The sequence below is a fragment of the Paenibacillus sp. FSL H3-0329 genome (assembly GCF_037963285.1).
Taxonomy (GTDB): Bacteria; Bacillota; Bacilli; order Paenibacillales; family Paenibacillaceae; genus Paenibacillus_AQ; species Paenibacillus_AQ odorifer.
On sequence record NZ_CP150150.1, the window covers coordinates 496,518 to 508,799 of the forward strand.

Below are 12,282 nucleotides of genomic sequence, written 5' to 3' on the forward strand. Positions count from 1 at the left end.
TAACGTGAGTAATTATTATTTCGAATCAGGTAATTTTGTAATGGAGCAGTTTGATACAGGAAAGCCTTTCTCTAGTTTCCTGCCAGGTCTTGCAGGTCTTAAGGGAATTCCAATGTGGACTTTTTATGTGAACCGGGGGCAAGCGATTTGCAGCTTTGGAGTACGCGACAAGAACTCGCCAATCATGGAATTTTCTCCAGCAAATATCTCTTATAAAGACGTAGGAACCACCGGCTTCCGAACCTTTATTAAAATAAAAGGCGAGCAAGAGATTTATGAGCCATTTCAATCGGCACGTCCAGATCCTGCCGCCAAGCGGATCATGACCATTTTGCCTAACGGACTGACCCTTGAAGAAAGCCATGCCGGGCATGGGCTGAAGACGACCGTACACTATTTCAATCTGCCTAATGACGATTATGCCGCGTTGGTACGTCGGGTGGAGATTGAGAATATCGGGGGCAAAGAGATTGAGCTGGAGCTGATGGATGGTCTGCCTGAGATCTTGCCTTACGGAGTAGAAAACAGCGGCTACAAGGAGATTGGTAACCTGCTGCGCAGCTGGATGGACGTATACAATCTGGAGAACGGTATTCCGTTCTATAAGCTGCGTTCCAGCACCAACGATAGCGCGCAGGTTAGCGAAATCACAAATGGGCATTTCTATCTGTCGTTTACTGGAGAAGGAGAAAAAGTCGCGCCAATCGTTGATTTCGAGCTTATTTTCGGCGGCAATACCTCTCTTACTTACCCAGACCGCTTTGCGGGATTAACGCTTTCGGAGCTGAGTGAGCTTCCACAATATCCAGTCAATAAGGTTCCTTGCGGCTTCAGTGGTGTGGCTAGACGTTTGGCACCCGGCAGCAGCTTGACCCTGAATACTTTGGTTGGGCATGTAAATGACATCGATAAAATCAATAAAAAGGCAGAGCATTTATGCCGAGATGAATATATTCTGTCCAAATCCCAAGAAGCCGCAGGTCTGACAGAGGAATTAACAGAAGACATTGCCACGCACACTTCATCGGCTGTGTTTGATGCTTATTGCCGTCAGTCCTATCTCGATAACTTCCTGCGTGGAGGCTATCCTTTTATTTTTGACAATGGCGGAGATGGCTTTGTGGTTCATTTATATTCCCGTAAACATGGCGATTTGGAGCGCGACTATAACTTCTTCTCGCTTGCCCCAGAATACTATTCACAGGGGAACGGAAACTTCCGCGATATGAATCAGAACCGCCGGAATGATGTGTTTTTTAATCCGAAGGTGGGCAGCTTCAACATCAAAATGTTCTATAGCTTAATTCAAGCAGATGGCTACAACCCACTTAGTGTTCAAGGAACAACCTTTGAAGTGAAGTCAGACAGCAGAGCGAAGGCTGCGGAATGGATCGGAGAAGCGGCTGCGGATCATCAAGCTGAGCTTGTTAAGCTATGCAACAGTCGGTTCACCCCAGGCAGCCTGATCAATTACATTGCGGATCATAACGTTACGTTGAAGGTTAGTGAGCAGGAGTTTCTGTCGGGTCTGCTAGCCCTGTCACAGCAAAACATTGAGGCTGCTTTTGGCGAAGGCTTCTGGTCTGATCACTGGACGTATAATTTGGATCTCGTAGTAGGTTATTTGGACATCTTCCCTGACAAGAAGCAGGAGCTTTTATTTGGGGATAACACTTATGCGTTCTATGACAGCCCAGCATATGTGCTGCCACGTAGTGAGAAGTATGTAATTAGTGATGGAAAAGCCCGGCAATATGGCGCCCTCCTGGAGGATGAGGAGAAGCTGCATAAGCTGAAATGGAAAGCAGGAGATACCCATTGGCTGCGTGCTGAAGGTGGGCAAGGTGCTATTTACCACACCAATCTGTTCGTGAAGATGTTGTCTCTTGCTTTGAATAAATTTGCTACGCTTGACCCTTACGGCATGGGTGTGGAGATGGAAGGCAACAAGCCGGGCTGGAACGATGCCATGAACGGTCTGCCAGGATTGTTTGGCTCCGGAATGAGTGAGACTTTTGAGCTGAAGCGTACTGTAGTCTTTTTGCTGGATGTGCTGAACGGTGCTGAGAATGTACAGGGAGCTGTAAAGCTGCCAGAAGAAATCGCGGAGCTGCTTGAAGTGGTATATCACGCGGTAACTGCTGTCCTAGCAGGAGAAGTGGAACAATTCAACTATTGGGATACAGTAGCTTCAGCCCGTGAAGCTTATAGAGCAAGTATCCGGTTTGGCATTACTGGTGTTGAGTCCGCAGTAACGCTGGAGCACATCCGCGAAGCCCTTTCCAAGTTCCTAGTTAAAATTGATGAGGGGATCAACAAGGCGGTAGAAATGGGCAATGGACTTACCCCCACCTATTTCCGTTTTGAAGCGGAGAAATTCCATCAGGTAACAGATGCTGAGGGTCAGCCAGTCATTAGCGGATACGGACTGCCAAAAGCTGTGGTTGAGGAGTTTAAGGCTTATGCCTTGCCTTATTTCCTGGAAGGACCTACCCGCTGGTTGAAGACGATGAAGAACCCGGTGCAGGCAAAAGAAATCTATAATCTGATTAAGCAAACAGAGCTGTATGATCGGGCAACATCTATGTATCAGACCTCTGTTAGTCTAGAAGGTGAATCGCATGAAATCGGACGAATGAGAGCCTTCACACCAGGCTGGCTAGAACGGGAGTCTAACTTCCTGCACATGTCCTATAAGTATCTGCTTGAGCTGCTGAAGGGCGGGCTGTACGAGGAATTCTACGGTGAGCTGAAGACGTCGCTGGTGCCATTCCTTGATCCTGCTGTTTATGGACGCAGTACACTGGAGAATTCATCTTTTATCGCAACTGGAGGCAATCCTGATCCAAATAACCACGGTAGAGGGTTCGTAGCGAGACTTAGTGGATCGACCGCGGAATTCTTAAGCATGTGGAGAACAATGATGGCTGGAAGCCATGTTTTCAGATTGGAGGATGGAGCGCTTACGCTGTCTCTCGATCCGGTATTGCCAGGATGGCTGTTTGATGAAGAGGGCAATCTGTCCTTCACTTTCCTTGGGAATACGGAGGTAATCTATTCTAACCCAAAACGTGAAAATACCTTTGGCGAGAAGAAGGTTAGCATTCAATCTTTGATGCTTGTATACCGTAATGGAACTGTGACTAAAATATCTGGAGCGTTCGTGCGCGGTGAAGAGGCAGAGGCTCTGCGGCATGGAGAAATCGCGCAAATTCAAGCAGTATTAGCATAAAAATAGAGGGGCGAGCTGCGGCTCGCCCTTAAATTTTCAATGAATCCGAAAAATGGAACCTATAATCCGAAATTCAAAGCCTTACGGAGACAGGCAAAAGCAAATACAATGGATACATAAACATTGTAAGCGCTTTAGATTAAATACAGATATAGAGCCTGGAGGTCCAAAGGATGGAGAACAAAAAAAACATGGAAGTAAGCTCAGCGATGAAGCCGTTAATTCCTGGCAATTTCGAAACCGGTAAAGTAAATCGCAGTCCGCTTTGGAAGAGGTTCATTGCCCAGCGTCATTTGCAGACAATGGCTCTACTCGGCATTGCGTGGATGATAATCTTTAACTACATTCCCATGTATGGAATTATCATTGCTTTTAAAGATTACAACATCGTTAAAACGATTGCAGAAGCCCCATGGGTGGGACTTACACATTTCAAAGAGTTCATGGATGATGACAATCTCTCGAATGTAATTAAAAATACACTCGGCATTAGCTTGTTTAAGCTAATTATCGGATTTCCCTTGCCGATAATCTTCGCTCTATTTCTGAACGAAGTTCGTTCAATGAAATTCAAGAAGACCATACAGACGATTTCGTATTTGCCCCACTTTCTCTCATGGGTGGTACTCGGAGGGATTTTGGCTACATGGCTTGCTGATGTAGGAATTATCAATAACATTTTGCTAGCGCTTCATCTTATTGATCAGCCAATTACATACTTGGCTGAGCCGGGTTACTTCTGGACAATTATTATCTCCTCTGATATCTGGAAAGAACTTGGATGGTCAGCGATTATCTATTTAGCAGCAATTTCCGGTGTATCTCCTGAAATGTACGAGGCGGCGACAATCGACGGCGCGGGCAGATTTCAGAAGATGTGGTATGTTACCTTGCCGGCGATTAAATCGACAATCAGCATTCTCTTCATTCTCGCGGTCAGCGGAGTGCTGAACTCCAACTTTGATCAGATTCTGGTCCTGCGCAACTCACTGAATGATAGTGCAAGTAATGTAATTGATTACTATGTGTACTATACAGGGATTCTCTCAGGCCGCTTCTCTTACTCAACTGCAGTTGGATTGTTAAAATCGGTTATCGCTCTAATCTTGCTGCTGATTGCCAACCAAGTATCTAAAAAAATCAACGATACATCGTTGTTCTAGGATAAGGAGGACCATATATGTTTGCACTTAAGCGTAAAACGAAGGGCGAGGCCCTGTTCGATATCATCAATAACCTCATCATGTTATGTATCTGCTTCATAACGCTTTACCCGATCTGGTACGTATTGGTTAACGCCTTCAATAACGGTAATGACGCCATGCGGGGAGGAATCTACTGGTGGCCGCGGATGTTCAGCTTTGAGAATTTCGAGGCCGTGTTTGCCAGCCCCGGCATCATGCAGGCGATGTGGGTTACTGTCGCCAAAACACTTTTGGGTACTGTACTGCATGTATTTTTCACAGCGATGGTAGCTTATGCATTCTCCAGAAAAAACCTCATTGGCGGTAAGTTCTACATGCTTATGGGTACAGTGACTCTCTTTTTTGGCGGGGGACTCATTCCTACCTTCCTGCTGATGAAGGACCTTCACCTATTGGAGAATTTCCTAGTCTATATTATTCCGGTTATGTTTAGCTTCTTTGATCTTATTATCTTCATGACCTTTTTCCGGGAGATTCCCGATGGGCTGGAAGAAGCGGCACGGATTGACGGTGCTAATGATTGGTCCATCTTTTTAAGAATCGTACTTCCAGTATCCATGCCTGTAATTGCTACCATTGCGCTGTTCCATGGCGTGTATCAGTGGAATGATTACTTCACGGGTATGATCTATATCAATAATACTGATCTGCAGCCGATTCAGACGTATTTGTTCCGGGTCGTCGCACAATCGAGCTCTAGTCAAATGATGGTCGCTGTACAAGGCAGCAGCGTTACGAGAAGCGTAACGTCACAGTCCATTAAGCTGGCGACGATGGTAGTGACCACATTGCCGATAGTATTCGTGTATCCGTTCCTGCAGCGTTATTTCGTTAAAGGGATGATGATCGGCTCCATTAAGGGCTGATGTCTAGCAGTGATAACTCCTCCGGTTGCCTACAGCTGTAGGCACTGGGGTTGAGCTTATAATTAACATTCATAGAAAAGGGGTAAACAAGCATGGGCATGAAACGTAAGCCAAAAGCAATGGGAGTTCTGCTTCTCGCAATAATGATGTCATTGTCAGCCGCAGGCTGCTCCAGCGGAAATAATGCTGGCAAGAATGCCGAAGGTAATGCTAACAGCGCTAAAGCTACTAATACGGAGGCAAGTGCTGAACCGACTGCTGCTGCATTATCAGCAGATGAACCGGGATGGAAGATTGATACTTCACCCATTACATTTGACTGGTACCTGAACTTCTCATGGTTCCCTAATAAATGGGGCGTGGACCCAACCTCCCAATATGTAACTAAGAAGACCGGAGTTGATATTAATTTTATCGTTCCGGCTGGTAACGAGAATGAGAAGCTTAATACGCTGATTGCATCCGGTAAATTGCCTGATTTCATCACTTTGGGTTTCTGGGAAGATGCGATTAAGAAAATGGTCGAAGGTGAACTTGTTCTTCCATTGAACAAACTTGCTGATGAATATGATCCGTACTTCTTTAAAGTATCCGATGCTGATAAGCTGGGCTGGTATACACAAGAAGACGGCAATGTGTATGGCTATCCTAACTCTTCTTCCTCTCCTGCCGACTATGAGAAATATGGAGAAAATTACGTATCCAACCAAGTATTCGCTGTCCGCAAGGATATGTATGAAGCTATTGGAAGTCCAGATATGCGCACACCAGAAGGTTTCTTGAATGCGCTTAAATTAGCGAAAGAGAAATTCCCTGACGTAAATGGACAGCCGCTTATTCCACTTGGTTTGCATGAATTTACCGAGAACGGTAACGATTCTTTGGAAGGTTACCTGCAGAACTTCTTGGCAATCCCAAGAGAAAAAGATGGCAAGGTATATGCTCGTGAAACTGATCCTGAATATATCCGCTGGATGAAGGCACTTCGTCAAGCGAATCAAGACGGTCTGCTGGCTAAAGATATCTTTATCGACAAACGCCCACAAATGGAAGAAAAAATTGCCCAAGGCCGTTATTTCGCAATGCTGTATCAACGTACAGATTTTGCAGCACAGCTAGGAACGATTTACCAACAGGATCCAACCAAAACGTATATTGCTGTTGACGGACCTTCCAATACGAACTTGGATAAACCAACCCTTGATGGTCCTGGTATCTCCGGTTGGACGGTAACGCTGATCTCCAAAGATGTTAAGGATAAAGCACGTGCTATCCGCTTCCTCAGCTACTTGAACAGTGAAGAAGGCAACAAAGACTTGTTCTTAGGCGAAAAAGGTGTCAGCTACGATACGATTGATGGAAAAGATCAATTTAAACCAGAAGTGTTTGATTTGATGAATAAAGACCGTTCGACGTTTGATAAGCAAATTGGATCTTCCTTTACATTCTGGATGCTGCAAAATACGAACATCACAGACCAATGGGCTCCTAAATCGGTAGAACCATTTAAGCAATTGGAAGATTGGACTAGAGGTAAATCCATAGGCTCCTCTGAGTTCCAACAAATCGAACCAACAGGAAACTCTCCTGAAGGCATCATCGCTTCGAAGCTGAAACAGCTGCGCGGTAAAACTATGCCGAAATTGCTCATGGCTTCTTCCGATGCGGAATTCGATAAGATTTGGAATGAGTATTTAGAGAAGAGAAAGAAGGAAGGCGAAGATGTATTTGATGCCTACCAACAAAAGAAATATGAAGAGAATAAAGTGAAGCTGTCCATAAAATAAAAAGCATGACCCAAAATGCCCGCTAACTGCGGGCTTTTGGGTTATTTTCGAATTATAATAAGGAATAGTTATTAAGTATTTGAATATTCACTATTTTAGCGAGGTGGACAGGACAGAAGTGTATAAAGTGAATAGGCGAGATCGAATCAGAGCATTATGGCATTCTTTTAGTTATTGGTGGGGGCGGAGATCTCTTCAGAGCCGTTTAATTGCAGCTTATGTTTTTATTGTTTTAGGCCCGTGTATGCTGGTTTCTGTCTATTCCTATAAAGCCATTAATAATACCTATCTCCGCGATGCCGTCGAGAAAAATGATTATTTGTCGCAAATGGAGAAGCTGCACATTCATAATCAGATTGAGGCGATGGAACGGGCGGCACAAATGGCTTATTCTGATGCTGAAGTAGAAAAATTCTTAGCGAATGAAACCGAGCCGCAGCTAGTAGATTTGGTTGATTTTAATACAAATGCCTATGTGAATATGACTCGTATTCAATTTAATAATCCGAATATTGAGCATTTACGGCTGTATTCGAGAAGCAATAAGGTGCATGAGATTTGGCCGATTATCTTTCGCGAAGAGCGGGTTTCTTCCACCCCATGGTTTCAGAAAGCGCTTCAATTGAAGGGGCAGGAATACTGGTCTTTTCAGAAAAATGATCCGGATTTGATGCAGAGATACTTGGGAGCACCGACGGAGAGTCTGCCAAAGGTTTCTTTGCTGCGTGAGAAGAGTCGGCCAGCAGACAATCATATTGGCATGGTGCAGGTGGATATGCTGCTGAGTCGGTTTACACCCAAGACGTATACAGATGTACGGGATAATCAGACCCAGATGTTCCTTGTGGATAGTGAGCTGCAGCTTTTCACCAGGCCGGACAATTCTTTTTTGCAGGATAATCTAGAGATGGCTGATATGATTGCAGAACGGTATAAGCAGTTCCGGGAAACTGGCGAATGGGACAGTAATTACTCGGAGAATGGTAAATCGTTTTTGTTAATTAACACTCCGCTAGAACGAATTGATGCTTATTTGTTAAATGTAGTGTCAATGGAGGGAGTGATGAAGGATATCTCCCGCACGCGCAACTTAATTATTGGAGCCAATGTTGGTTTTATTACTTTACTAACGCTGATCGCTTATGTGACAAATGCCTTTATTCTAAAAAATCTACGTAGATTGACCGAAACGATGAAAAAAGTGCGCAGAGGTGAAGCGTACACTGGAATAATGATTCGTGGTGGAGGGGAAGTCGGGGAGCTTGCCCATCATTTCTCCAAGCTGATGAACACCATCAATACGTTGGTGGCTCAGGCAGTGAGCAAGCAGGCGTTGTCTAAAGAGGCAGAGCTGCGTACGCTGCATAACCAGATTGACGCACATTTTTTATATAATACGCTGGAAAATATAAAAATGCTGGCTGAAATTGAGAACCAGCGAACGATCTCGGATGCACTGACTTCGCTGGGTGGGATGATGCGCTATAATTTTAAATGGTCCGGAGAGTATGTGAAGCTGCGGGATGAAGTCCGCCATATCGAAAATTACATTGAAGTGATGAATATTCGTTTTGAATATCCGGTTAAGTTAGTGCTTCATATTGAACCTCGATATTTGGAGCTGGAGGTGCTGAAAATGTCACTGCAGCCTATTGTAGAGAACAGTGTTAAGCATGCTTGGTGCGACGGGAAAGAGAATTTACAGGACCCGAACATTCATATTCATATTTCGGAAACGGAAGGTGATATTTGTATAGAGCTTCGTGATAATGGCATCGGCTTAAATCCAGAGCGTTTGGTTGCTTTGAACGAGGCGATTTATGCGAAAGATGAGCGCTGTGAGAGTGCCTCAGAACAGAGAGATGTTGACCGCCGAACAGGTGGTATTGGACTGAGAAATGTACATCAGCGACTGCAAATCTTTTATGGTGATGAATATGGGCTTGTAGTACAGAGTGAGGCAGGGAGTTGGACGATGGTACGTCTGACCTTGCCGAAAGTTCTTTTGACAGGAGAAAAACAACTATGAAGAAGCTACTGATCATTGATGATGAAAAGAATATCCGTTACGGTCTCAAGACTATGATAGAAAGAGAATTTCCGTCCGTGTATACCATCACAATGGCGAGTAATGGCGCAGAGGGTTTCGATATATTTAAGACCGAAGGTGCAGATATTATTATTACAGATATACGTATGCCAGTGATGGATGGAATTACGCTGTTGGAGCAGATATCTAAGGTAACAAGTGGTGAGAAAAGCCCGGCAGTGCTGATCTTAAGCGGGTATGATGATTTCGAATATGCCAAAAGCGCGATTCGTTATCGCGTAAAGGATTACTTGCTGAAGCCGATTCGCCGAGATGAGTTGTTCGAAATTTTGAAGAATATCGATAAGGAACAGGAAGAACAGGATCTCAGCGCAAGGCAGCTGGAACAGGAAACGGAACACTTCCGCAGGGAACTGCGGTCCAGTCGTTTACGGGGACTGCTAATGCAGCAGGAGGTTCCGCTGGAGCGTGAGCAGCAAGAGTGGCTAAGTGATCTGCAAGCACCTTTTACAGTTGGTGTGTTGAATTACTATTACAATGACGGAACAAGAATGAAGTCGGGGGATGTTCAGGGACTGGCGGAACGATTGATCGGACCGCTTGAAAAGTTTTTCTCGGAAATCACAACGGATTGGGATGGCAAATTAGTCTTGATCGGGAGTAGAAAACAGGATTTTATGGAGCTGTCCAGACAAGCTGAAGCTAAGGAAATAAAGGGATTATCGATTGGGATTAGCAGCGAAGGAGGAAGTCTTGAGGACCTCCGTTCCTGTTATAAGGAAGCATGCCGGGCACTGCAATATACTTTTTTATATCCGCAAGTGAGTTTATTGGATTATGGGGATGTTGGCCAGGGACGGTCTAACTTTCCGTTACCTAAGGAGGAGCTTCGCAAGCTGCTCAATATGCTGGGAACAGAACGCGAGAAGGAGATGAAGCATCTTCTATCTGTGATTTTTCAAACTGAGCATTTGAAGGAACTGGACCTAGCTTATCTGGAGTCCGTGGGACAGAATGTAAACGAGCTGGTGTTGGATGAAGTGTTTCGGGTGCATGGCGAAGCCTCGGTAGAGGTATTGAAGCTGTATCGTACGGTAGGCAATATGTACAACTATCGTCATTTCCACGAATATTATCGTGCGCTGGAGAACTTACTCTTGAGTGTGAATGAATACATTGTAGGTGTAAGGTCTGCGCATACCGAGCATGCGGATATGGAAGAGGCACTGAGCTATATTGAAGCCAACTACGCCCGTCCACTGAATATGGCTATGGTCAGCAATCATGTATCCTTGAATTATTCTTATTTTAGCGAAGCCTTTAAGGCATATACCGGTGGGAATTTTGTTATTTATTTAAAAAAGGTCCGTATCCGTCACGCTAAAGAGCTATTGGCAAAAGGCTGCAGTAAGCTCGCAACAGTCTCAGAAGAGGTAGGCTTCGAGAACAGTAAACAATTTGCCCGTGTTTTTAAAGAGCTGGAGGGGATTTCCCCAGGTGATTATAGAGCGAAAATAGTATCCGAAGAGTGTTGAGGCTATTGAAGATGCATTTAGAAGCGGCCCTCCTATATAATGGATTTGAGAAGATTCATTGGAGGAATGAAGGGTGGAAGAAATACAAGGCAATTTGATTACGGTTCAGACATTAGCAGCGGATTTTCGTCGACTGGGCGTTAAGGCGGGCATGACGATTTTATTGCATTCTTCTTTTAAATCGTTAGGCCAATGGGTAGCCGGGGGCCCGGTCGCTGTTATTTTGGCATTGGAGGAGGTCCTCGGAGAATCTGGCACGCTGGTAATGCCTACTCATTCAAGTGACCTGACTGATCCCGCAGGCTGGAGCAACCCACCGGTGCCGGAGGCGTGGTGGCAGAGTATCCGCGAGCAGATGCCGCCTTATGATCCAGACCTGACCCAGCTTAGAGGAATGGGGGTTATTCCGGACTGCTTCCGTAAACAAAACGGAGTAAAACGCAGTGACCATCCGATACATTCGTTTGCCGCTTGGGGCAAGCATAGAGATGAAGTTATGTATGGTCATTCGCTTGAAATGGGTCTGGGGGAAGATTCTCCGCTGGCTCGTATTTACGATTTAGGCGGACATGTACTGTTGCTGGGAGTAGGCAATCTTAATAATACTTCCCTGCATCTTGCCGAATGCCGCGCATCTTATGCTGGCAAGAAGGAAACCCTTGGCGGGGCGCCCATTATGGTGGATGGAGTTAGACAGTGGGTTGAATTTAAGGAGCTGGATTGGGATTCTGACGATTTCGTTCAGCTGGCAGATCAGTTTGGACAAGAGACGGGACTTATTACATATGGACAGGTTGCTTCGGCAACCGCTCAATTGATTCCGCAACGGGAAATCGTTGATTATGCAGTGAACTGGATGGAACAGAACAGGAAGTAAAACTCATTGGATAGGGGAAACGGAAGGAGAAGCTGGCATGAGTATAACAACGATATTTTTAACCCGGCATGGTCAAACGGAATGGAACGTGCAGCATCGGATGCAGGGACATATGGATTCTGAACTGACGGCTCTTGGTGTGCAACAGGCAGAATGGCTGAGCCGGGGAATGCGCACTGAACAGCTGGATGTCATCTATGCAAGCCCCAGCCCAAGGGCGCTGCGCACAGCTGAGATTATTCGTGGAGAGCGGAGTACTCCGCTTAAGACCTCTGAGGCGTTCAAAGAGATTGGCATGGGTGTGTGGGAAGGCCGTGATTCTACTGAGCTGGAGAGCGAGTATTCGGAGCAGCATCGCAATTTCTGGCAAGACCCTGAGCAGTTTAAAGTGGAGGGCAGTGAGACCTTCGCAGAGGTGCAGGCACGGGCGCTGGGCAAGCTTCAGGAAATTCTCGTTGACCATCAGGGTGAGACCATTCTTATTGTCACACATACAGTAGTGATTAAGCTGTTAATGGCCTATTTTGAGGGCAGAGCGCTGCCTAAGCTCTGGGATCTGCCTTACATTTATCCGACCTGCTTATGCAGGGTTGATTTTACGGATGGTGTGCCGGAAATCCTGCTGCACGGGGATACGAGCCATTACGAAGAGAGTGAAGCTGGGATGGAATCATAACACTTCCTACAGATCAGGTTGGTTTATTAAAAAAGGCGGTTCCTCGGGTGCGTT

The 12,282-nt window shown here is 45.5% G+C and carries 8 protein-coding genes; all 8 read left to right on the forward strand.

Annotated features, from left to right (window positions below; all coding sequences use genetic code 11):
• Window positions 1-4 precede the first annotated feature (4 nt).
• The 8 genes from NSQ66_RS02240 to NSQ66_RS02275 all read left to right on the forward strand — a co-directional run bounded on the left by NSQ66_RS02240 (window position 5) and on the right by NSQ66_RS02275 (window position 12,228).
• Window positions 5-3,232 carry a cellobiose phosphorylase gene (locus NSQ66_RS02240; RefSeq protein ID WP_339279532.1) on the forward strand — a complete coding sequence of 1,076 codons (3,228 nt, stop codon included), beginning with the start codon at window positions 5-7 and terminating at the stop codon, window positions 3,230-3,232.
• A 209-nt stretch (window positions 3,233-3,441) separates the two neighbouring features.
• Window positions 3,442-4,395: an ABC transporter permease subunit gene (locus NSQ66_RS02245; protein ID WP_051491255.1), complete on the forward strand. Its 954-nt coding sequence runs from the start codon at window positions 3,442-3,444 to the stop codon at window positions 4,393-4,395.
• 17 nt (window positions 4,396-4,412) lie between these two features.
• Window positions 4,413-5,303, forward strand: a complete 891-nt coding sequence (locus NSQ66_RS02250) for a carbohydrate ABC transporter permease (RefSeq protein ID WP_036682603.1) — start codon at window positions 4,413-4,415, stop codon at window positions 5,301-5,303.
• A gap of 92 nt (window positions 5,304-5,395) precedes the next feature.
• Window positions 5,396-7,090, forward strand: a complete 1,695-nt coding sequence (locus NSQ66_RS02255; RefSeq protein WP_036682600.1) for an extracellular solute-binding protein — start codon at window positions 5,396-5,398, stop codon at window positions 7,088-7,090.
• 244 nt (window positions 7,091-7,334) lie between these two features.
• Window positions 7,335-9,119, forward strand: a complete 1,785-nt coding sequence (locus NSQ66_RS02260) for a histidine kinase (protein ID WP_339279534.1) — start codon at window positions 7,335-7,337, stop codon at window positions 9,117-9,119.
• Window positions 9,116-10,675, forward strand: coding sequence for a response regulator (locus tag NSQ66_RS02265; protein WP_339279536.1), 1,560 nt, complete (start codon window positions 9,116-9,118; stop codon window positions 10,673-10,675). Before NSQ66_RS02260 ends, NSQ66_RS02265 begins: the two co-directional genes overlap by 4 nt.
• Window positions 10,676-10,748: 73 nt before the next feature.
• A complete protein-coding gene (locus NSQ66_RS02270) occupies window positions 10,749-11,552 on the forward strand; it encodes an AAC(3) family N-acetyltransferase (protein ID WP_076215077.1) in 804 nt (267 codons plus the stop codon).
• A gap of 37 nt (window positions 11,553-11,589) precedes the next feature.
• Window positions 11,590-12,228 carry a histidine phosphatase family protein gene (locus NSQ66_RS02275; RefSeq protein WP_076215080.1) on the forward strand — a complete coding sequence of 213 codons (639 nt, stop codon included), beginning with the start codon at window positions 11,590-11,592 and terminating at the stop codon, window positions 12,226-12,228.
• Window positions 12,229-12,282: the final 54 nt, after the last annotated feature.

Bases quoted from the DNA above. Each gene is read 5' to 3' on its own strand.
- NSQ66_RS02275 (WP_076215080.1), top strand. From the start codon at position 11,590: ATGAGTATAACAACGATATTTTTAACCCGGCATGGTCAAACGGAATGG.
- NSQ66_RS02245 (WP_051491255.1), top strand. From the start codon at position 3,442: ATGAAGCCGTTAATTCCTGGCAATTTCGAAACCGGTAAAGTAAATCGC.
- NSQ66_RS02255 (WP_036682600.1), top strand. From the start codon at position 5,396: ATGGGCATGAAACGTAAGCCAAAAGCAATGGGAGTTCTGCTTCTCGCA.
- NSQ66_RS02260 (WP_339279534.1), top strand. From the start codon at position 7,335: ATGCTGGTTTCTGTCTATTCCTATAAAGCCATTAATAATACCTATCTC.
- NSQ66_RS02265 (WP_339279536.1), top strand. From the start codon at position 9,116: ATGAAGAAGCTACTGATCATTGATGATGAAAAGAATATCCGTTACGGT.
- NSQ66_RS02250 (WP_036682603.1), top strand. From the start codon at position 4,413: ATGTTTGCACTTAAGCGTAAAACGAAGGGCGAGGCCCTGTTCGATATC.